Source organism: Amycolatopsis sp. A133 (genome assembly GCF_031082405.1).
GTDB lineage: Bacteria > Actinomycetota > Actinomycetes > Mycobacteriales > Pseudonocardiaceae > Amycolatopsis.
Map to the genome: position 1 here is coordinate 262,103 of NZ_JAVHJU010000008.1, position 20,105 is coordinate 282,207.

Here is a 20,105-nt window from a genome sequence, read left to right on the forward strand (position 1 = left end):
CTTTGTGGACCATGGAGGCGGGCGTTCTGGAGCGGGGTTCGGTCAGGCGGCAGCTTTGATGCCGGGCTGGATGTTCGCGCAGCCGCGCAGGCCCGCCGTCTTGTTCTCTTCCAGGATCGGCGTCAGCGTTTTCTGGCCGTACGCCTCGAGTTCCGCGAGCTTCGTGTTGTCGAGCAGGTCGCGCCGGACGTGGTAGCTGACCCAGTTGCGGGAATCGACGGTCCGGTCACCGGTCGGCGGGTTGAGGAAAACCAGCGCGTAGTCCTGGGTGAACCGCGGGTCCTTGTCGAACTGCAGCGTCGTGACCCACGAGCCGATGAACGTGATCATTTCCGGCTTCGCCTGGTTGAACACGTAGTCGCGCAGGCCGGCCAGGTCGTCGCGGTGCAGGTAGTCGGCGATCGGCTTGTCGCCGAGGCCGGCCAGGTCGAGCACCCGGAGCCGGCTGCCCAGCGACGTCCCGCCGAGGTCGATGAGGCCCACCTGGGCGGTGTCGGGCAGCTTCAGGATGTCCGCGAAGCCGTTGATGGCCTGGGCGTCGCGCTCGGCCACGATGCAGAACGCGGTCTTGACGTTGGCCCGGTAGGTCGTGCCCTCGGTGTAGAGCCCGCTCACCGAGCTGACCAGGGCCACCACGAGCAGGCACGCCAGCGCGATCCGGCCGCGCAGCCGGGCCGCGGCCAGCGCCTCGACGACCACGACCGCGCCGCCGAACGCACCCAGCGTCCAGATCGGGGTGGCGAACCGCAGCTGCCCCATCCAGTCGTACTCGAGCACCATGTAGGCGACGACGGTGAGCCCGAACGGCACCAGCAGCGCGATCAGGCCGGTGCGCAGCCGCGACGGCCGCACCATCAGCATCACCAGGCACGCGACGGCGACCGCGACGACCAGCCAGCCGACGTAGGAGACGATTTCGCCGGGCCGGGCGAGGTCGTCGAGGTTCGGCGGATCCTGTCCCTTCGCGACGGCGGTGTTGGGCACCAGCCGGCCGAATTCGAACCAGCGGAAGACGACGTAGGCGCCGTACGGCACGGCGAAGCCGGCGACGGAGAGGACGACCGCGCGGACGCTGCGGCCGAGCAGCTCCCGCTTGAGGAACAGCAGGACGACGATCGGGTACGCGCCGGCGTAGATGATCCCGTCGGGCCGGGTCAGCGCGGCGAGCACCGCGACCAGCCCGGTGCCGAGGGCGATCCGGGTGTCGAGGAGCTTGCCGGCCTGGACCGCACGCAGGATCAGCACGGCGAGCGCGGCGACGGTCAGCGCGTAGAAGGAGTTCTCCAGCCCGGAGAAGCACCAGATCACGAACGACGGGATCGCGGCGAGCGCGGCACCGGCGACGAAGGTGACCAGGGCGGGGCGGCGGGTGAGCGTCTTCGCGCCGGCGTAGAACAGGGCGAGGACGCCGGCGCAGCAGGCGAGCGCGAGCGCCTTCGGGAAGAGGATCTGGTCGTTGACGCCGAAGAGCGTCCCGTGGTCGAAGAGGCCGACGAGCTTGCCGAGGGCGAGCAGGACCATCCAGGTCGGGTTGGAGTACCCCTCGACCGGCGCGGCGCCGGGCTGGAGCACCGGCCCGAAGCCGTCGGCGACGTTGCGCGAGTAGGCGAACGTGATGGCCGCGTCGTCGATCATCCAGTGGCCGTAGAGGGAGGCGTGCACGGCGATCAGCGCGGTGCCGCCGAGCACCGCGGCCACGGCGGCGAGCTTGCCCCGCCACCCCTGCCCGGCGGTCGCCGGATCGGCCGGGCCCGGCCGATCCGGTCCCGCCTCCGACGGCGGTCTCGTCTCCGTCGTCTCCGCCACACTCATCCGCAGGTCCTCCCCCGCTACGACCCCGCCCGGTGGTCAGGCGAACAGGGCGTCGAGTTTCGCCCGCACCCGGTCGAGGTCTTCGCTGTATTTCAGGACGGCACCGAGGGTCCGGGCCGCTGTTGCCGCGTCCAGCTCGTCACACTTAAGAGCAAGCAGAGCTCTCGCCCAATCGAGCGACTCCGCTACTCCGGGTGGTTTCAGCAGGTCCATTTCCCGAAGCCGATGCACCGCTTCGGCGACCTGCCGAGCCAGAATGTCACCTAGTTGCGGAATCCTACGGCGGAGGATCGTGACCTCCCGCACCAGGTCCGGGTGTTCGAGCCAGTGGTAGAGGCAGCGCCGCTTGAGGGCGTCGTGCACCTCCCGCGTCCGGTTCGAGGTCAGGACCACGAACGGGGGATGGGCGGCGCGAACTTCGCCGTACTCGGGAATGGTCACGGCGTGTTCGTCGAGCAGCTGCAGGAGGAAGGCTTCGAACTCGTCGTCGGCGCGGTCGATCTCGTCGATCAGCAGGACGCACGGGGCGTTGATCAGGGCTTGCAGCAGCGGCCTGGCCAGCAGGAACCGCTCGGTGTAGAGGGAGCGCTCCGCGGTGTCGACGTCGATGTGCCCGTCCCCGGCCGCCTCGAGGGCGCGCAGGTGCAGCAGCTGGCGCGGGAAGTCCCACTCGTAGAGGGCTTGGGCGGCGTCGATGCCTTCGTGGCACTGGAGGCGGATGAGCGGCCGATCCAGCGCGGCGGCCAGCGCCAGGGCGAGTGACGTCTTGCCGGTGCCGGGTTCCCCCTCGCAGAACAGCGGCCGCCCCATCCGCAGGGCGAGGAAGCCCGCGGTGGCAAGCCCGTCATCGGCGAGGTAACCGGTCGCATCCAGCGCGGCGGCGAGTTCTTCGGGCGAGTCCGTCACGCTGTCGATCGTAAGCGGCGAGTGGTGCTCACGCCGGTCCCGGCAGGTCCCCCGGGCGGTCGACGTCCCGGCCGCTGCCGAGGTCACCGCATTCGATCAGGGTGAGGTCCTCGCGGGTGGCGAGCCAGTCCCGCGCGCCGCGATCGCCGCGCGCGGCACCGGCGATCTCGGCCCACCACCGCCGGCCGAGCAGCACGGGATGACCGGGAACCCCGTGGTAGGCGGCACGCGCAACGGTTTCGGCGGTGGCGCGGGCGGAGACGCGGGTGAGGATGTCCGGGCCGACCCAGGGGAGATCGACGAGGTGCACGAGCGCGGCTTTCGGGGCATCGACGGATTGCAGCGCGGTGAGGCCGGCTTTGAGGGAAGCACCCATGCCGGACGCCCAGTCTTCGGCCAGGACGGCTTGGGCCGGGTCGGGCAGGAGGGCGCGGACCTGATCGGCGGCGGCCCCGACGACGACCCGGACGGGATCGCACCCGGCGGCGGTGAGGGTGCGGAGGGCGCGGAGGACGAGAGGTTCACCGTCGACCTGGGCGAGGGCTTTGGGGCCGCCGAACCGACGGCCCGCGCCGGCGGCGAGCAGGAGACCGGCGACCGGCGGGGTGGGGGGTGGGCTGGTCATGAGGAGGAGCTTGCCGCTGGTCCGGTCCGTGCGGCGGCGGGGGTGCACGAGGCCAGCGGCTCGTCGGTCGGCGCCGCCGACCGCGGCGCGGCGGGGACCAGCGCGGCCGTCACCGGCTCAACCGCAGGCGCGATCCGGCGCAGCGGCTCGCCCACTGACGCCGCGCCCGCCCGCGGCGCAGGCGCTTGCGGCTCACCCACGGGACCGGTCCGGCCCCACCGCTCGGCCAACCCCGGCGGCGAGCAGGAGACCGGCGACCGGCGGGGTGCTGTCCTCAGGGGTCGGCGGCGCGGCCGTGCGCGGCACCGAAGCTGCCGGGAGCTCAGCCATGGGCGCGGTCCGGGGCTCCGATCGCCAGGTCCGCCTCGATGACGCGGGCCGTCTCGAGCAGTGGGGGGACCAGGTCCTTCTTCACCGACTCCGCCGTTGTGCGGCTTGCGTGCGTTGACAGGTTCACCGCCGCCACCACCTGGCCCGTGCGGCTTCGGATCGGGGCCGCCACTGACCGGAGGCCTTCCTCCAGCTCCTGGTCCACCATGGCCCAGCCCTGGTCGGCCACCTTGGCCAGCTCGGCGCGCAGGCGGTCGGGGGTGGTGACCGTGTGGTCCGTCAAGCGGTCGAGGCTCGCCACCACGAAGTACGCCTGCAGCTCCGCCTCGTCCAGCCCGGCCAGGAGGACGTGGCCCATCGACGTCGCGTGCGCCGGGAAGCGGGTGCCCACGTTGATGCTCACCGTCATGATGCGGGAGACCGCCACCCGCGCCACGTAGACGATGTCCGTGCCCTCCAGCACCGAGACCGAGCTCGACTCGTGCACGCTCGCGGACAGGTGCTCCAGGTGCGGCTGGGCCACCTCCGGCAGTGTCATGCTCGACAAATATGCGTAGCCCAGCTCCAGCACGCGGGCCGTGAGCGAGAAGTACTTGCCGTCCGTGCGGACGTAGCCGAGGTCGGTCAGCGTCAGGAGGAACCGGCGGGCCGCCGCCCGGGTGAGGCCCGTGGCGCGGGCGACGTCGCTCAAGGTCAGCTCGGACGCTCCCGCGTGGAACGCCTTGATCACGGCCAGCCCGCGCTCCAGCGACTGCACGTGGTGGGCGCCCCGGTGCGCCGGTTCGCTGTCCAGTTCGACCTCGAAGGGCGGCCTCCCCGTATCCATGCCCGGCACCCTATCCGGCGTCGGCGGGCAAGGCGCTCGGCTCGCCGAGCTCGGCCAGGGTGCGCTGCGCGATGGCGAACGCCGCGTTCGCCGCCGATGCCCCGGCGTAGACCGCCGTGTGCAGCAGGACCTCGCCGATCTCCGCCGCCGTGAGGCCGTTGCGGATCGCCGCGCGGACGTGCATCGCCAGCTCGTTGTGCGCCTGCAGCGCCGTGAGCGCCGCCAGCGTCACGCAGCTGCGCGTGCGGCGGTCCAGGCCGTCGCGGGACCACACCGAACCCCACGCGCCCTCGGTGATGTAGTCCTGGAACGGGCGGCTGAAGTCCGTGGTGCCCGCAACCGCGCGGTCGACGTGCTCGTCGCCGAGCACCTCGCGCCGCACCTTCATGCCCTGCTCGTGGCGGTCCGTCACGCTCGCTCCAAGTGGTCCAGGATCAGCCGGGTGAACTCCGCCGGCTGCTCGAAGCTGCCCAGGTGCGCGGCGTTCGCCACGACCTCCAGCCGCGCGCCGGGGATGCCCTCGGCGATCGGGCGGGCGTGCTCGTCCGGCGAAGTGGCCGGGTCGTCCGCGCCCGCGATCACCAGGGTCGGCGCGGAGATCTTCGGCAGGGAATCGAGCTGGTCCATCCGCTCGATCGCGCCGCAGCAGGCCGCGTAGCCCTCGGCCGGGACCGCCGCGATCATCGCGCGGAGGAACTCGGCCCGGTCCGGATGCCGCTCGCGGTACCCCGGGGTCAGCCAGCGGTGCACCCCGGCCTCGGCCACCGCCGCGGTGCCCTCGGCGCGGACCGTGCGGGCCCGCTCCGCCCACATCGACGGCGGGCCGAGCTTCGCGGACGTGCAGCACAGCACCAGGCTCGCGACCCGGTCCGGCGCGTGCACGCCGAGCCACATCCCCGTCATGCCGCCGAGGGACAGGCCCACCAGGTGCGCCCGCGCGATACCCAGCTCGTCGAGGAGCCCGAGGACGTCGGCACCCAGGTCGCCGAGCTCGTAAGGTCCCGGCGGCACCGGCGACGCGCCGTGCCCGCGCGCGTCGTAGCGGACCACCCGGAAGCCGCGCTCCACCAGCGGCGCGACCTGGGGTTCCCACATCCGCAGGTCACTGCCGAGCGACCCGCCGAACACGACCACCGGCCCATCCCCGGGTCCTTCCACGACCCGGTGCAGCTTCACGGCGCTCACGGTGTCACACCCGGAAGAAGACGGTCTCGCCGTCTCCCTGCAGCCGCACGTCGAAGCGGTAGCCGCCGTCGGTCTTCGCCGCGATCAGCGTGCCGCGCCGCTCCGCCGGCACCGTCGCCAGCACCGGATCCGCGGAGTTGTCCTGGTCCTCGAAGTAGATCCGCGTGACGACCCGGTTGAGCAGCCCGCGCGCGAACACCGAGACGTCGATGTGCGGGGCCTGCGTGGTGCCGCCTTCGCCGGGTACCACGCCCGGGAGCACGGTGAGGATCCCGTAGGTGCCGTCGGCTTCCGTCGGGCAGCGGCCGAAGCCGCGGAACTCGCCGTTCGCCGCGCCGCGCGGGTCGTCGGGGTGGCGGAAGCCGCCGTCCGGGTCGGCCTGCCACGTCTCGATCATGGCGTCCGGGACCGGGTCGCCGTTGCCGTCGCGGACGATCCCGCGGATCCAGAACGCGCCGGGCGTGCCCTCGGGCACGACGTGCGGGCCGTCGGGCCACGGCAGCCCGATCGAGAGGTACGGGCCGACGGTCTGCGAAGGGGTGGGCAGCAGCCTGGTCATTCGTCCTCGTCCTCTTCCTCTTCGAACACCGACGCGTCGCGCCCGCGCAGCACGATGTCGAACTGGAACCCGAGCGCCCACTCGGCCTGCGTGATGTCGTGGTCGTAACGCGAGACCATCCGCTGCCGGGCCTGCTCGTCCGGGATCGAGTTGAAGATCGGGTCCTGGGAGAACAGCGGGTCGTCCGGGAAGTACATCTGCGTGACCAGCCGCTGGGTGAACGCCGAGCCGAACACCGAGAAGTGGATGTGCGCCGGGCGCCACGCGTTGTCGTGGTTCTTCCACGGGTACGCGCCGGGCTTGATGGTGGTGAAGGTGTAGCGGCCGTCGCTGTCGGTCAGGGTGCGGCCGACGCCGTCGAAGTTCGGGTCGAGCGGGGACGGCCAGCGGTCGCCGGTGTGCCGGTAGCGGCCGCCCGCGTTCGCCTGCCAGATCTCGACGAGCGAGTCGCGCACCGGGCGGCCGTCGCCGTCGAGGAGCCGCCCGGTGACGATGATGCGCTGCCCCTGCGGCTCGCCGGCGTGCTGCCGGGTGAGGTCGTTGTCGTGCTCGCCGAGCCGGCCGGGGCCGAGCAGCGGCCCGGTGACCTCGGTCAGCATCTGCGGTAGCAGGACGAGGTCCTGCTTCGGGTGCCGCAGCGCCGTGGAGCGGTAGCCGGTGGAGTCGAGGGGCGGGTGGGTGCCTTCGGGGTCTTCCCCGTAGCGCGGCAGCCTGAATCCGGTCGGAGTGGCCACGGTTGTCTCCCTTATCGGCCTTCGAGGACGACGGCCAGCCCTTGGCCGACGCCGATGCAGATGGCGGCGAGTCCCCAGCCCCCACCGCGGCGGTGCAGGTCGTGCGCCAGGGTGCCGAGGATCCGGCCGCCGGACGCGCCGAGCGGGTGCCCGATGGCGATCGCGCCGCCGTGGGTGTTCACGATCTCCGGGTCGAGGTCCTTCCAGTCGCGCAGGCAGGCCAGCGACTGCGCGGCGAAGGCCTCGTTGAGCTCGACCGCGGCCAGGTCGTCCCAGCCGATGCCGGCGCGCTCGAGGGCGATCTCCGCCGCACGCACCGGGCCGATGCCGAACACGTCCGGGTCGACACCCGCCGCGCCGCGGCCGGCGATCCGGGCGAGCGGGGTCGCGTTGAGCCGGCCCGCGGCGGCTTCGTCGCCGAGGAGGAGGGCCGAGGCGCCGTCGTTCAACGGGGAGGCGTTGCCCGCGGTGACGGTGCCGTTTTCCTTGCGGAACACAGGCTTCAGCTTGGCGAGCTTCTCGGGGCTGGAGTCGGGCCGGATGCCTTCGTCGCGGGCCAGGTCCACGCCGTCGACCGGGACCACCAGGTCGTCGTAGAAACCCTCGTCCCACGCCTTGGCGGCGTTGACGTGGCTGCGGGCGGCGAAGGCGTCCTGCTCGTCGCGGCCGATGCCGTAGCGCTCGGCGAGCTGCTCGGTGGACTCCCCGAGGGAGATCGTCCACTGCTCCGGCATCGCCGGGTTGACCATCCGCCAGCCGAGCGCGGTGTTGTACAGGGTCTGGTTGCCCGTGGGGAAGGCCTTCTCGGGCTTCGGCATGACCAGCGGCGAGCGGGTCATCGACTCGACGCCGCCGGCGACGACCAGCGAGGCGTCCCCGACCTGGATCGCCCGGCTGGCCTGGATGGCCGCGTCGAGGCCGGAGCCGCAGAGGCGGTTGACCGTGCTGCCGGGGACGCTCGTGGGCCAGCCGGCGAGCAGGGCGGCCATGCGGGCGACGTTGCGGTTGTCCTCGCCCGCGCCGTTGGCGTCGCCGAGGGTGACTTCGTCCACTGTGGACGGATCGAGGTCGTTGCGCTGCTGCAGAGCGCGCAGGACCCCGGCGGCCAGGTCGTCGGGGCGGACGCCGGCCAGCGCGCCGCCGTAGCGGCCGAAGGGGGTGCGGATCGCGTCGAGGATGTAGACGTCGGTCATGCGCTTGCCTTCCGGGTGGGCGCGAGGATGATCGCGTGGGGAGAGCGCGCCACGGGCCGGGTGCTGCGGCGGAGCACGCCGGCGGCCCGGGAGCCGGCCGACGCCGGGACGCTCGCGGGCAGCGCGGCCGCCGGACGAACCGGATCGGGCAACTCGAAGGGGCTGCGGACGGGCGCCAGGCGGGCCGCCGGGATGCCGCTCCGCAGCCGGCCCGCCGAGCGGACGGGGCCGGTGGGGGTGCGCGCGGTCATGCGCTTGCCTTCTCCAGGTCTCGGAGCACGGTCAGCTCCTGCTCGGTCGGGGCGGGGGTGATCTTCAGGTCGTCGGCGACCTTCAGTTTCCACCCCGTCGCCGCCACCACGCGATCCAGCTCGACGCCCGGGTGGAGCTCGGTGAGGGTCAGCTCCGCCGTCTCCGGGTCGGGGCGCAGCAGGCCCAGGTCGGTCACCACCAGCGTCGGGCCCCGGCCCGGGAGGCCGAGCTCCTCGCGGTCACCCTTGCCGGTGCCGTGGCCGAACGACGTCACGAAGTCCACCTTCTCGACGAACGCGCGCGGGTTCTGGCGCAGCACGATGAACACCTCGCCGCACGAGGCCGCGATCTCCGGGGCGCCGCCCGCGCCCGGCAGCCGGACCTTCGGGTCGTGGTAGTCCGAGCCGATCACCGTCGTGTTGATGTTGCCGAACTTGTCCAGCTGGGCGGCGCCGAGGAAGCCCACGTCGATGCGGCCGGGCTGGAGCCAGTAGTTGAACACCTCCGGCACGCTGATCACCGCGTCCGCCGTGTCGGCCAGCTCGCCGTCGCCGATGGACAACGGCAGCCTCGACGGCTTCGCGCCCAGGCAGCCGGATTCGTAGATCAGCGTCAGGTTCGGCGCGTGCGCGCGGCGGGCGAGGTTCGCCGCCTTGCTGGGCAGGCCGATCCCGACGAAGCAGGACATGCCGTCGCCGAGCGCGCGGGCCGCCGCGACGCTCATCATCTCGTCGGCGGTGTAGTCCGCGCTCATGCCGTCACCCCGGTCAGCTCGTTCAGCCACGTCGTGAACTCGTCGCGGTCGCGCCCCACCTTGTCCCACGCCTGGTACGCCGCGTTGTCCCGCTCGTAGTAGCCGGCCGCGTAGGACGGTTTCGCGCCGCCCGGGACCTCCGCCACCGCCGAGACCACCCAGGCCGGGAGCACCACCGCACCCGGGCGGGGCTCCAGCTCGTCGACGATCTCCTCGACCGTCACCAGCGACCGCTTCGCCGCCAGCACGGCTTCCTTCTGGACACCGGTGATGCCCCACATCTGGACGTTTCCGGAGCGGTCGGCGCGCTGGGCGTGGACGATCGAGACGTCCGGGTTCAGCGCCGGTACCGCGGTGAGCCGCTCGCCGGTGAACGGGCAGGTGATCGGCTTGATCGTCTCGGTCTGCGCCGGGAGATCGGTGCCCGTGTAGCCGCGCAGCACCGCGAACGGCAGCCCGGACGCGCCGGCGACGTACCGGTTCGCCATGCCCGCGTGGCTGTGTTCCTCGATTTCCAGTGGCACCGGCCAGTCGTGCTGGACGGCGTCGCGGAAGCGGTGCAGCGAGCCGACGCCCGGGTTGCCGCCCCACGAGAAGATCAGCTTGCGCGCGCAGCCCGCGCCGATGAGCTGGTCGTACACGATGTCCGGGGTCATCCGCACGAGCGTGAGATCCCGGCGGCGCTGCCGGATGATCTCCTGCCCGGCCGCGACCGGGATGAGGTGCGTGAAGCCCTCGAGCGCGACGGTGTCGCCGTCGTGCACCAGCCGGGCCACGGCCTCCTCCAGCGACAGCAGCTCCGCCATCACACCCTCCGAACTGTTCGCATCACGCACACTCGTTCTGAAACCGAACATAGCACGGCCCCGCCGAGCCGACCAGGCTCCTTCCACCCAATGGATGACGCAGGCACGACGAAGGGGACTTTTCCCGCACGGTCAGCGGGAAAAGTCCCCTTCGAAGCCGGGTTCAGCCGATCCGGACCAGGCGGGAGCCGTGGGGCGGCACGGAAGACGCCGTCCACGAGCCCCGGAACCGGCCGAGGTCCTTCCGCGCGACGAGGTCACGCACCGGCCGCGCACCGGGAATCCCCAGGTCCACGGTGATGTCCGCGGGCGTGGCACCCAGGTTGTAGACGGCCGCGTACCACCGGCCGTCCGGCGCGCGCTTCTTCCACACCTGGAGGTTCCCGCCGGCGACCTGGACCGGGTAGGAACCGGCGTGGTCCACCGCGATGACCTCGGGGTTCGTCAAGATCGACACGGCAGCGGCGTCCAGGAAGTAGATGTCTCCCCCGACGTACAACGGCGAAGAGGCCATCGACCAGAACGTCATCACGCTCTGCCGCTCGACGTCGGAGATGCCGTCCTGGATGCCGGACCCCGTGTTGTTGCTGATCGGCATCGAGTCCAGGTCGGGCCGGTACTGCGGCCCGAACACCCCTTGCCAGCCCGGCAGGTCCGACCAGCGCGCCTTGACCGAGCTGTCCCAGGTGGACACCGTCTCGCAGTAGCACTCGACGTCGGTGTCGATCCGCACGCCGTTGGCGTGGGGAGCCAGCGCCGGACCGATGGACCGCGGCACCGGCCACGCGCTCGCCGTCAGCCACATCGGCCGCCGCGAGCGGTCGATGGCCTTCGACCACGCCGCGATATCGGCGACGTTGTCCGCGGTGGTGCCGTCGACCTTGATGAAGTCGACACCCCAGGACGCGAAGCGGGCCACGATCGAGTCGTAGTACTTCTGCGCGCAGGGGTTCGTGAAGTCGACCTTCCAGTTGCCGCCCCAGCCGTTCGACGGCGTCAGCGGCCGGTAGGCGATGTCCTGCGCGCGGCACGACGTCCCCAGGATCGGGGCGTTCTTGTCGTAGACCTCCTTCTCGAGCCCGGTCACGGCGTACAGGCCGAGCTTCAGCCCGAGCGAGTGCACGTAGGACGCCAAAGCGGGGATTCCGGACGGGAACCGCCCCGGGTCGGGCGTCGGAATGCCGTTGACGTCGGTGTGGAACACCCACGAGAGGTCGGCGTTCCAGCCCGAATCGATGTTGACGTAGATGTAGCCGGCCGGCTTGAGCTTCGAAGCCATCGCCGAAGCCGCGTCGCGGACGTGGGACTCGTTCAGCCACGAAGTGCCGTAACCCGCGCGGGTCGACGACTCGAGACTCCAGCTGCTCCAGCCCATGAACGGCTGGACGAACGGCGTCCGGGCGTCGGCGGACGGCACCACCAGGGATGAAAAGCCGAGTACCGCAGCAAAAACGGAAAGGAAGCGTTTCACAGGACACTCCTCGGGACGGATCTACTCCTTGAGCCCGCTCGCCGCGATTCCGCGGACAATGAACCGCTGGGCGACCAGGAACATCGCGACCAGCGGCGCGATGGTGACCAGGGCACCGGCGAACAGCGCCGGCAGGTTGACCGACTGCGCGGTCAGGAACGTCGAGAGCGCGATCTGCGCGGTCCACGACGACGGGTCCTGCCCGATCACCAGCGGCCACAGGAACGCGTTCCAGCTTTCGATGAACATCAGGGCGCCGAGGGAGGCGATCATGCTCCCCGAGTTCGGCAGGACCAGGCGCCGGTAGACGCCGAGGTAACCGAGCCCGTCGAGCCGGCCCGCCTCTTCGAGCTCGACCGGGAACCGCAGGTAGAAGTTGCGGAAGAGGATCACGGTGAACGCGCTGAACAGGTTCGGCGCGATGATGCCCCACTCGGTGTTGACCCCGCCCATCGAACCGACGACGACGAACGTCGGCACGAACGTCACCGACTGCGGGATCATCAGCGTGACCAGCACGTACGTGAACACCGCGCGCCGGCCGGGCACGTTGATCCGGGCCAGCGCGTACCCGGCCATCGACCCGAACAGCGTCCCGACCGGAGCGGTGACGATCGCGACCAGGAACGAGTTCCACAACGAGTGCGCCATCGGCACCGACGCGTCGGCGAACAGGTCGCCGAAGTTGACCCACGACAGCGGGTCCGGCAGCCACGACCAGTCCGGCGAGCTCACCTGCTGCCGCGTCATCAGCGCGTTGCGCAGCATGATGTAGAACGGCAGCAGGAAGAGCACCGAAAGGACGGCGGCCAGGACGTACTTCGGCGCTTTCCGAGGCGCGGTGAGGACGGCCATCAGTCCTTCTTCCCGAAGCCGACGAACCGGCCCTGCAGCAGCGTGATCACGACGATGAGCACGGTGAGCAGGAACGCGCCCGCCGAGCCGACGCCGTAGTTCTGGTCGCCGAGCGCGGAGTCGTACAGGTATCCGAGCGGCGGTTTCACCGGTGCGGTCGCGGTGCCGGAAAGCCCGGTGCCGAACAGGTTGTAGAACTCGTCGAACGCCTGGAACGCCGCGATCAGGATCAGCAGCAGCACGGCCACCGACGTGTTCCGCAGCTGCGGCAGCGTGATGTAGCGGAACGCCTGCCACTTCGTCGTGCCGTCCAGCTCGCCGGCCTCGTACAGCGACGGCGAAATCGCCTGCAGACCGGCCAGGAACAGGATCATGTACAGCCCGACCTGCAGCCACAGCCGCAGCGTCACCACCGCGACCCAGTACACCGGCGGGCTCGTCGTCGACAGCCACGGCACCGGGTCGGCCCCGAACAGCCCGCCGACGGCGTTCGCGACGCCGGAGGGCAGGCCGTTGAACAGCGCCATCTTCCACACCAGCGCCGCGACGACGTACGACACCGCCGCCGGGATGAGGAAGATCGTCCGGAAGAACGCCCGGCCCCGCTTGATGCTGTTGATCAGCACCGCGAGCCCGAGCGAGGCGGCGAACGTGATCGGCACGATGAACACGGTGAAGATCGCGATCGTCGACAGCGACGTCAGGAAGGCGTCGTCGCCGAGCAAGAACGCGTAGTTGCCGAAGCCAATCCAGTTCCCGAGCGTGATGGTGCCGCGGGCGTCGTTGAAGCTGAGCAGGAAGCTCCACCCGATGGCGACGTACTTGAACAGCCCCAGCCCGAGCACCACGGGGCCGGTCAGCACCACGAACGCGCCGATCGCGCGCCAGTCTCGACGTCGACGGCGCTTCTTCGCCGGCGCCACCGGGACGGCCGGTGCCTCCGCCACGGCGGTCATGCCAGCTGCTTGTCGACTTCGGCCTGCGCCTTCTTCGCCGCGTCGCCGAGCTCGGCGGCCGGGTCGGCCTGCCCGTTCGCGATCTTCGTCGCCGCCTGCAGGAACAGCGTCGCCGACGCCTTGTTCCACAGGCCCGAGTAGGACTTGCCGAACTGCTGCGAGATCGTCACGGCGTCCTTCGCGGGACCGCTGGAGAACTCGGTCGTCTGCGCCGCCACCGGCTTGCGGGCGGGGATGTGGAAGCCGTACTTGACGCACCAGTCCTTCTGCAGGTCGGCGTTCTTGATCCACAGCCAGTCGATGAACTTCTTCGCCGCCTCGAGGTTCGGCGACTTGGCGTTGGCCAGCTGGTACCAGCCGCCGACGCGGGCGACCGGCTTGCCGGCGTCGCCGAACTTCGGCCACGCGACGACGCCGAAGTCGTCACCGAGGGCCTTCTTGATGTCCGGCAGCGACCACAGGCCACCCCACTGCATGGCCGTGGCGCCGTTCGCGAACGCGCCCGGGTCGGACCAGTCGGTCGGGTAGCCCTGGAGCAGGCCGCCGGTGTCGTGCAGCTGCTTGAGCCCGCCGATCGCGGCGATCGCCTCGGGCGAGGCGAAGGCGACCTTCTTGCCGCTGCTGTCGAAGAAGTCCCCGCCGGACGACCAGAGCAGCAGGGTCGCGGCTTCGCCGACGCCGTCGGTGCCGACGTACAGGCCCTTTTGCTTGCCGTTGTTCAGCTTCCGCGTCGCTTCGAGGAGCTCGGTGAACGTCTGCGGCGGCCGGACACCCGCGGCCTGCAGCGCGCTCTTGCGGTAGTACAGCATCATGACGTCGTCGATCATCTTGACGCCGTAGACCTTGCCGTCGACGGTCACCGTGTCCAGCGCGGCCGGGCTGAAGTCGGCCTTGACCGGGCCGACAACGTCGTCAAGCGGCGCGAGCAGGCCGTTCTTGACGTTCTGGTACCGGAAGTCGCCGAGTTCGAACAGGTCCGGCGCCTGCGCGGTGAGCATCGCCGAGTTCAGCTTCGTCTCGTAGTCGCCGGCGATCCAGCTGACGTTGATCGCGATGTCCGGGTTGGCCTTGGTGAACTCCTGGGCGTAGCGCTGGACCGCTTGCTGCGTCCCGGATTCGCCGTAGGCGTGGTACCACTGCTGCAGCGTCACCTTGGCTCCCCCGGCGGCGCCCGCGTTCTTGTTCAGCGGGTCGCTCGTGCAGCCCGCGAGGGCGGCGCCACCGGCGAAGAGGACGGAACCGACCAGGAAGCTTCGGCGATTCATGGGGCTCACAGGGACTCCTTAGACGCTCTCGGCGACAAAAAGACTTTGAATGGCGACGGCGGCCGCGCCCCGCGCCCACTCCTCGAACGGCAGCGGCCGGATCACCAGGCCGCACCGGGCGGCGCTGCCGAACGCCTGGACCGCGAAGGTCCGGCGGATCTGGTCCTCGAACAGGTCGTAGGTGGCGACCCCTTCCCCGGAGACGACCACCCGCTCCGGGCCGAACAGGTTGACCAGCGCGGCCAGGCCCAGCCCGATCGCGTGGCCCGCCCCGGCGAAGACCTCCCGCAGCGGTTCGTCGCCGCCGCGGGCGCGCGTCACGGCGGCTTCCATGGTCAGGGCGGGTTCTCCGGAGACGTCGCGAGCGAGGGTCAGGATCGCCTCGGTGGACGCGATCGCCTCGACGCAGCCCCGGCCACCGCAGTGGCAGGGCGGCCCGCCGTCGGCGACCGGGACGTGCCCGATCTCGCCCGCGACGCCGTGCGCGCCGCGGATCAAGCCGCCGTTCACCACGAGCGCGCTGCCGATCCCCGTCCCCACCGTGACCAGCGCGAACGACGACGCCCCGACGCCTTCCCCGAACCACTGCTCGGCGACGGCGAGGGCCTTGACGTCGTTTTCGAGGGTCACGGTCAGCCCGGTGGCCTCCTCGAGGAGTCCGGCCAGGGGGACGTCCCGCCAGCCGAGGAACGGGGAGTACCGGACGACGCCGGACACCCGGTCGACGTCGCCGGACACCGCGACGCCCAGGCAGTACGCACGCTCGCGGAGCTGCCCGGCGCCGGACAGGAGCTCGCCGACGAGGTCGGCCAGCGCGCGGACGACGTCCCCGACGTCGTGGCCGGTCAACGCGTGGTGGGCGCTGGCCCGGACGTCGGCGCGCAGGTCGGTGACCACGCCGATCAGGTCGTCGCCGGTGATCTTGACGCCGACGAAGTACTCGCGGTCCGGCCGGATGGCCAGGGGGCTGGCCGGGCGGCCGGCACCGGGGGCGGTGCGGCCGCCGGAGGCGAGTTCTTCGAGGTAGCCGGCTTCGATGAACGGCCGGGCGGCCTTGGTGACCGCGGCGGAGGACAGCCCGGTGCGGCGGGCGACGTCGACGCGGGAAACCGGCCCTTCGGTCAGGACCGTGGTGAACACGGTCGCGGCCGCGGGGCTGGTGATCGGCGCCCTTGCCGGTGCACTGCGAGGCATGGCCCGAAGGCTAGACAGGATTAATTAACTTCGTCAAGAATTTATTTCTGCGCTGGTCGGCTCTACGCTGTCGGGCATGTCGCTCGTCGAACACGACCCGGCGCACCGGCTCTGGCTGCTGCGCACCCCCGAGAGCTCGTACGCCTTCCGGCTGGACACCGACGACCGCCCGCGGCACGTCCACTGGGGCCCGCCGCTGACCCTGGCCCAGGCCACGCAGGTCGCCGCGCGCCGCAACCCGGCCGACAGCAGCTTCGACGAGCCCGGCGACGAGCGGCAGGAGCTCCCGGCCGAGGGAGGCGCGTTCTTCGGCGTCGCCGCACTGGCCGTGCGGTACCCGGACGGGACTTCGGCGCTCGAGTGGCGTTACGACGGCTTCGCGCTCGAAGACGGCACGCTCGTCGTGCGGCTCGCCGACCGGCATTACCCCCTCGAGCTGTCCCTGCACTACCGCGTCCGCGGTGACGTCGTCGAGCGCTGGACGTCGCTGCGGCACACCGGTGCCGGCGAGCCGATCGCTTTGCTGCGGACCGATTCCGCGTCCTGGACGCTCCCCCGGCGCGAGGGCGCGCGGCTGAGCCGGACGTCCGGTGCGTGGAGCGCCGAATACGGTGTGCTGCGCGAACCGCTGCCGGTCGGCGAAACCACGCTCACCAGCCGTCGCGGCACCTCCAGCCACCAGGTCAACCCGTGGGTGATGCTCGACGCCGGCGACGCGACCGAGACTGCCGGCGAGGTGTGGTCGTCGGCGCTGGCGTGGAGCGGGAGCTGGCGGATCACGGTGGAGCGCACGCACACCGGCCGCGTCACGTGGACCGGCGGCTTCGGGCACGAGCACGTCGGCTGGCGGCTGCAGCCGGGCGAGACGTGGGAGACGCCGGTGTTCGCCGGGCTCTACGCGGCCGACGGCTTCGGCGGCACCAGCCGGCGGTGGCACGCCTACGTCCGCGAGTACGTCCAGCCGCACCCCGGTGAGCTGCGGCCGGTCGTCTACAACTCCTGGGAAGCGACCGGCTGGGACGTCGACGAGCAGACGGAGACCGAGCTCGCCGCGGCGGCCGCCCGGCTGGGGGCGGAACTGTTCGTCATGGACGACGGCTGGTTCGGCGCCCGCACCGGCGACTCGGCCGGGCTCGGCGACTGGATCGCCAACGAACAGCGCTTCCCGCGCGGGTTGCGGCCGCTGGCCGACGCCGTCCACGCGCACGGGATGCAGTTCGGCCTGTGGGTCGAGCCGGAAATGGTCAACCCGGACAGCGACCTCTACCGCGCGCACCCGGACTGGGTGCTGCACATGGCCCACCGCGCCCGCACGACCTTGCGCAACCAGCTCGTGCTGAACTTCGCGCGGCCCGACGTCGCGGACTGGGCCCACAAGTGGCTCGACCGCCTGGTCGGCGAGCACGGCATCGACTACCTCAAGTGGGACATGAACCGCGCGTTCACCGAGGCCGGCTGGCCCGGGGCGGGCCCGGACGCGCAACGGCTGTGGGTCGGCCACGTGCGGGCGGTGTACGCGATCCTCGACCGGCTGCGCGCCGACCACCCGGACCTGCGGATCCAGGGCTGCGCGGGCGGCGGCGGCCGCACCGACCTGGGGATCCTCGCGCGCACCGACGAGATCTGGGCGTCGGACAACACCGACGCGGCCGACCGGATCGCCATCCAGCACGGCTACGGCCAGATCTACCCGGCCGGCACGATGTCGGCCTGGGTGACCGACAGCCCGAACCCGGCCACGAAGCGGGAAGCACCGCTGAGCTTCCGGTTCCACGTGGCGATGGCGGGCGTGCTCGGCCTCGGCGGCGACCTGCCGCGCTGGACGCCGGACGAACTCGCCGAAGCGACGTCGCTCGTGGCGCTGTACAAGGAGATCCGGCCCGTGGTGCAGCACGGCACCCTGTACCGGCTGGCGGATCCGGCGGTCTCGGCGCTGACCGCGGTGCAGTACGTGCTCGGTGCCTCCGCGGTCGTCTTCTTCTGGCGGCGGCCCGCGGAGTTCGCGCGGCCCTTCACCCCGCCACGGCTCGCGGGGCTGGATCCGGCCGGGCGCTACCGCGACCAGGACGGCGCCGAGCACCACGGGGCCGTGTTGCTGAGCCACGGGCTCGACGTCGATCTTCCCGGCAGCGGGTACGCGAGCGCGGTCGTGCGGCTGACGCGCGTGGGCTGAATTGCCGGTGGGGTGCCTTAGGCTGTCGGAGTGGCCAAGATCGCGGTGACCCGGTGGATTCCCGACGACGCGGTGAAGCTCCTCGCCGAGGCAGGCGAGGTGGCGGTCTCCCCCGCCGATCGTCCGCTGACGCCTGCGGAACTGCACGAGTTCGTCGCCGGCGCGTCGGCCGTCGTCGGGATGCTGCACGACCGGCTCGACGGCACGCTGGCCGACGCCGCCGGCCCCGGGCTGAAGGTGGTCGCGAACGTCGCCGTCGGCTACGACAACGTCGACGTCGCGGCGCTGGCTTCCCGTGGGGTCGTCGTCACGAACACGCCGGGTGTGCTGACCGACGCCACCGCCGATCTCGCCTTCGGGCTGCTGCTCGCCGTCACCCGGCGGCTCGGCGAGGGCGAACGGCTGCTGCGCTCGCGCACGCCGTGGTCGTTCCACCTCGGCTTCCTGCTCGGCTCCGGGCTGCAGGGCAAGACGCTCGGCATCGTCGGGTTCGGGCAGATCGGCCGGGCGATGGCGAAGCGGGCGTCGGCGTTCGGGATGCCGGTCGTCTACTCGGGACGGTCCAAACAGGACACCGACGCCGAGTACGTGTCGTTCGAGGAGCTGCTGGTGCGGTCGGACGTCGTTTCGCTGCACTGCCCGCTGACGCCCGAGACGCGGCACCTCATCGACGCCGCCGCGTTGCGCGCGATGAAACCGGGCGCGTACCTGGTGAACACGACCCGCGGCCCGGTCGTCGACGAAGCCGCGCTGGCCGACGCGCTGGAAGCCGGGGAGATCGCCGGCGCCGCGCTCGACGTGTTCGAGAAGGAACCCGAGGTCGAACCGCGGCTGCTCGGCCGGGACGACGTCGTGCTCAGCCCGCACCTGGGGTCGGCCACCGTCGAGACCCGCACCGCGATGGCCGTGCTGGCCGCGCGCAACGTCGCGGCGGTGCTCGCCGGGCGTCCCCCGCTGACGGAGGTGCAGCCGTGACCAGGGTCGTCATCGCGCCCGACAAGTTCAAGGGCAGTCTCACCGCGGTCGAAGCCGCAGAGGCGATCGCGCTCGGCGTGCGGGATGCCTTGCCGGACGCCGAAATCGTCACCTGCCCCGTCGCCGACGGCGGCGAAGGGACCCTGGACGTGCTGGAAGCAGCGGGCGCGCGGGTCGTGCGGCTGACGGTCCGCGGGCCGCTCGAGGAGCCGGTGCCGGCGCGGTACGCGGTGCTGGACGGCACCGCGTACGTCGAATCAGCGCGGGCGTGCGGCATCGAATTCGTCGAGCCGTCGCCGGCGACGGCGCTGGCCGCGCACACCTGGGGCGTCGGCGAGCTCCTGGCGGACGCGCTGATGCACGGCGCGAAGCGGCTGGTGCTCACGGTCGGCGGCACGGCGAGCACCGACGGCGGGGCCGGGATGCTGGGCGCGCTGGGCGCGGGCGTGCTCGACGCGTTCGGCGCGCCGGTCGGCCTGGGCGGCGGCACCCTGATACGGGTGGCGTCGACCGAGCTGGCGCCCGTGCGCGAACGGCTGGAAGGCGTGAGCGTGGCGGTCGCGACGGACGTGACGAACCCGTTGCTGGGCCCGGACGGCGCGGCGGCGGTGTTCGGGCCGCAGAAGGGCGCGGGACCTGCGGAGGTGCAGCTGCTCGACGACGCGCTGGGGCGGTGGGCACACGCGCTGCAGGTCGGGGGCGCGCCGGACGTCTCGCAGGTGCCGGGATCGGGGGCCGGCGGCGGCGTGGCGGCCGCCGCGATCGCTCTGGGTGCGAGCGTCGAGTCCGGGTTCGGCCTCATCGCGGGCCTGACCGGGGTCGACGCGGCACTGGACGGTGCGGATCTGGTGATCACCGGCGAGGGATCGCTGGACGAGCAGAGCTTGAACGGCAAGGCCCCGGCGGGGATCGCGGACCGGGCCCGGGCCCGGGAGGTGCCGTTGCTGGCTTTGGCGGGGCGGATCCAGCTTGATGCCGCCGGGTTGGCGCGGTTGGGCGTGGTGGGGAGCAGCGCGTTGATCGACCACGCGCCTTCGCTGGACCACGCTCGGATCCATGCGCCGGAACTGCTGCGGGCTCGCGCCGCGGAGCTGGTTCGCGCCTGGCTGGCGCGCTGAGCCTTCGGGGACCGGGCTCAGCGCTCGTGATCCGGCTCAAGCGCCCCAATGGGGTTGTTTCATCGTGGTTGTGGCTGGTGAGGGTGGTGTGTGTGGGTTGTTGTGGTTGTGGGGGA

At 71.7% G+C, this 20,105-nt stretch carries 20 protein-coding genes; 3 read left to right on the forward strand and 17 right to left on the reverse strand.

Features of this window, described 5'->3' with window-relative positions:
- Positions 1-42 precede the first annotated feature (42 nt).
- From Q5425_RS11775 to Q5425_RS11855, 17 genes are all read right to left on the reverse strand, one after another.
- Positions 43-1,812: a hypothetical protein gene (locus Q5425_RS11775; RefSeq protein ID WP_308672190.1), complete on the reverse strand. Its 1,770-nt coding sequence runs from the start codon at positions 1,810-1,812 to the stop codon at positions 43-45.
- 36 nt (positions 1,813-1,848) lie between these two features.
- Complete coding sequence (locus tag Q5425_RS11780; RefSeq protein WP_308672191.1) at positions 1,849-2,718, reverse strand: MoxR family ATPase; 870 nt, start codon at positions 2,716-2,718, stop codon at positions 1,849-1,851.
- Positions 2,719-2,746: 28 nt separating this feature from the next.
- Positions 2,747-3,343 carry a nucleotidyltransferase family protein gene (locus Q5425_RS11785; protein ID WP_308672192.1) on the reverse strand — a complete coding sequence of 199 codons (597 nt, stop codon included), beginning with the start codon at positions 3,341-3,343 and terminating at the stop codon, positions 2,747-2,749.
- Between the two features lie 322 nt (positions 3,344-3,665).
- Positions 3,666-4,499 carry an IclR family transcriptional regulator C-terminal domain-containing protein gene (locus Q5425_RS11790; protein ID WP_308672193.1) on the reverse strand — a complete coding sequence of 278 codons (834 nt, stop codon included), beginning with the start codon at positions 4,497-4,499 and terminating at the stop codon, positions 3,666-3,668.
- 10 nt (positions 4,500-4,509) lie between these two features.
- Positions 4,510-4,911 carry a 4-carboxymuconolactone decarboxylase gene (gene pcaC, locus Q5425_RS11795; RefSeq protein WP_308672194.1) on the reverse strand — a complete coding sequence of 134 codons (402 nt, stop codon included), beginning with the start codon at positions 4,909-4,911 and terminating at the stop codon, positions 4,510-4,512.
- Entirely contained in the window at positions 4,908-5,684 is a 777-nt protein-coding gene (pcaD, locus tag Q5425_RS11800) for a 3-oxoadipate enol-lactonase (RefSeq protein WP_308672195.1), read from the reverse strand. The genes pcaC and pcaD overlap by 4 nt, the downstream gene beginning before the upstream one ends.
- 4 nt (positions 5,685-5,688) lie before the next feature.
- Positions 5,689-6,243: a protocatechuate 3,4-dioxygenase subunit alpha gene (gene pcaG, locus Q5425_RS11805; RefSeq protein ID WP_308672196.1), complete on the reverse strand. Its 555-nt coding sequence runs from the start codon at positions 6,241-6,243 to the stop codon at positions 5,689-5,691.
- Positions 6,240-6,977, reverse strand: a complete 738-nt coding sequence (pcaH, locus tag Q5425_RS11810) for a protocatechuate 3,4-dioxygenase subunit beta (RefSeq protein ID WP_308672197.1) — start codon at positions 6,975-6,977, stop codon at positions 6,240-6,242. Before pcaH ends, pcaG begins: the two co-directional genes overlap by 4 nt.
- Positions 6,978-6,988: 11 nt before the next feature.
- Entirely contained in the window at positions 6,989-8,170 is a 1,182-nt protein-coding gene (locus Q5425_RS11815; protein ID WP_308672198.1) for a thiolase family protein, read from the reverse strand.
- The gene (locus Q5425_RS11820) at positions 8,167-8,421 is read right to left on the reverse strand and encodes a hypothetical protein (protein ID WP_308672199.1); all 255 of its coding nucleotides are present in this window, start codon (positions 8,419-8,421) and stop codon (positions 8,167-8,169) included. Before Q5425_RS11820 ends, Q5425_RS11815 begins: the two co-directional genes overlap by 4 nt.
- Complete coding sequence (locus Q5425_RS11825) at positions 8,418-9,176, reverse strand: CoA-transferase subunit beta (protein WP_308672200.1); 759 nt, start codon at positions 9,174-9,176, stop codon at positions 8,418-8,420. Before Q5425_RS11825 ends, Q5425_RS11820 begins: the two co-directional genes overlap by 4 nt.
- A complete protein-coding gene (locus Q5425_RS11830) occupies positions 9,173-9,982 on the reverse strand; it encodes a CoA transferase subunit A (RefSeq protein ID WP_308672201.1) in 810 nt (269 codons plus the stop codon). Before Q5425_RS11830 ends, Q5425_RS11825 begins: the two co-directional genes overlap by 4 nt.
- A 163-nt stretch (positions 9,983-10,145) precedes the next feature.
- Positions 10,146-11,453, reverse strand: a complete 1,308-nt coding sequence (locus Q5425_RS11835; protein ID WP_308672202.1) for a glycoside hydrolase family 27 protein — start codon at positions 11,451-11,453, stop codon at positions 10,146-10,148.
- A gap of 21 nt (positions 11,454-11,474) precedes the next feature.
- Positions 11,475-12,308 (reverse strand): carbohydrate ABC transporter permease, encoded by an 834-nt coding sequence (locus Q5425_RS11840; protein ID WP_308672203.1) that lies wholly within the window; start codon positions 12,306-12,308, stop codon positions 11,475-11,477.
- Positions 12,308-13,264 (reverse strand): sugar ABC transporter permease, encoded by a 957-nt coding sequence (locus Q5425_RS11845; protein ID WP_308672204.1) that lies wholly within the window; start codon positions 13,262-13,264, stop codon positions 12,308-12,310. Before Q5425_RS11845 ends, Q5425_RS11840 begins: the two co-directional genes overlap by 1 nt.
- Positions 13,261-14,529 (reverse strand): sugar ABC transporter substrate-binding protein, encoded by a 1,269-nt coding sequence (locus Q5425_RS11850; protein ID WP_308672205.1) that lies wholly within the window; start codon positions 14,527-14,529, stop codon positions 13,261-13,263. The genes Q5425_RS11845 and Q5425_RS11850 overlap by 4 nt, the downstream gene beginning before the upstream one ends.
- 18 nt (positions 14,530-14,547) lie before the next feature.
- A complete protein-coding gene (locus Q5425_RS11855; RefSeq protein ID WP_308672206.1) occupies positions 14,548-15,723 on the reverse strand; it encodes an ROK family protein in 1,176 nt (391 codons plus the stop codon).
- A 76-nt stretch (positions 15,724-15,799) separates the two neighbouring features.
- Here Q5425_RS11855 and Q5425_RS11860 point away from each other — a divergent pair, with 76 nt between their 5' ends.
- The 3 genes from Q5425_RS11860 to Q5425_RS11870 are packed head-to-tail and all read left to right on the forward strand — an operon-like array spanning position 15,800 to position 19,989.
- Entirely contained in the window at positions 15,800-17,896 is a 2,097-nt protein-coding gene (locus Q5425_RS11860; RefSeq protein ID WP_308672207.1) for an alpha-galactosidase, read from the forward strand.
- A gap of 30 nt (positions 17,897-17,926) precedes the next feature.
- The gene (locus Q5425_RS11865) at positions 17,927-18,871 is read left to right on the forward strand and encodes a D-glycerate dehydrogenase (protein ID WP_308672208.1); all 945 of its coding nucleotides are present in this window, start codon (positions 17,927-17,929) and stop codon (positions 18,869-18,871) included.
- The gene (locus Q5425_RS11870; protein ID WP_308672209.1) at positions 18,868-19,989 is read left to right on the forward strand and encodes a glycerate kinase; all 1,122 of its coding nucleotides are present in this window, start codon (positions 18,868-18,870) and stop codon (positions 19,987-19,989) included. The genes Q5425_RS11865 and Q5425_RS11870 overlap by 4 nt, the downstream gene beginning before the upstream one ends.
- The last annotated feature ends 116 nt before the right edge of the window (positions 19,990-20,105 follow it).

Coding starts and splice junctions, on each gene's coding strand:
- Q5425_RS11850 (WP_308672205.1), bottom strand. CDS start 14,529: ATGAATCGCCGAAGCTTCCTGGTCGGTTCCGTCCTCTTCGCCGGTGGC.
- Q5425_RS11820 (WP_308672199.1), bottom strand. CDS start 8,421: ATGACCGCGCGCACCCCCACCGGCCCCGTCCGCTCGGCGGGCCGGCTG.
- Q5425_RS11815 (WP_308672198.1), bottom strand. CDS start 8,170: ATGACCGACGTCTACATCCTCGACGCGATCCGCACCCCCTTCGGCCGC.
- Q5425_RS11785 (WP_308672192.1), bottom strand. CDS start 3,343: ATGACCAGCCCACCCCCCACCCCGCCGGTCGCCGGTCTCCTGCTCGCC.
- pcaG (WP_308672196.1), bottom strand. CDS start 6,243: ATGACCAGGCTGCTGCCCACCCCTTCGCAGACCGTCGGCCCGTACCTC.
- Q5425_RS11845 (WP_308672204.1), bottom strand. CDS start 13,264: ATGACCGCCGTGGCGGAGGCACCGGCCGTCCCGGTGGCGCCGGCGAAG.
- Q5425_RS11855 (WP_308672206.1), bottom strand. CDS start 15,723: ATGCCTCGCAGTGCACCGGCAAGGGCGCCGATCACCAGCCCCGCGGCC.
- Q5425_RS11830 (WP_308672201.1), bottom strand. CDS start 9,982: ATGGCGGAGCTGCTGTCGCTGGAGGAGGCCGTGGCCCGGCTGGTGCAC.
- Q5425_RS11775 (WP_308672190.1), bottom strand. CDS start 1,812: ATGAGTGTGGCGGAGACGACGGAGACGAGACCGCCGTCGGAGGCGGGA.
- Q5425_RS11825 (WP_308672200.1), bottom strand. CDS start 9,176: ATGAGCGCGGACTACACCGCCGACGAGATGATGAGCGTCGCGGCGGCC.
- Q5425_RS11840 (WP_308672203.1), bottom strand. CDS start 12,308: ATGGCCGTCCTCACCGCGCCTCGGAAAGCGCCGAAGTACGTCCTGGCC.
- Q5425_RS11790 (WP_308672193.1), bottom strand. CDS start 4,499: ATGGATACGGGGAGGCCGCCCTTCGAGGTCGAACTGGACAGCGAACCG.
- Q5425_RS11860 (WP_308672207.1), top strand. CDS start 15,800: ATGTCGCTCGTCGAACACGACCCGGCGCACCGGCTCTGGCTGCTGCGC.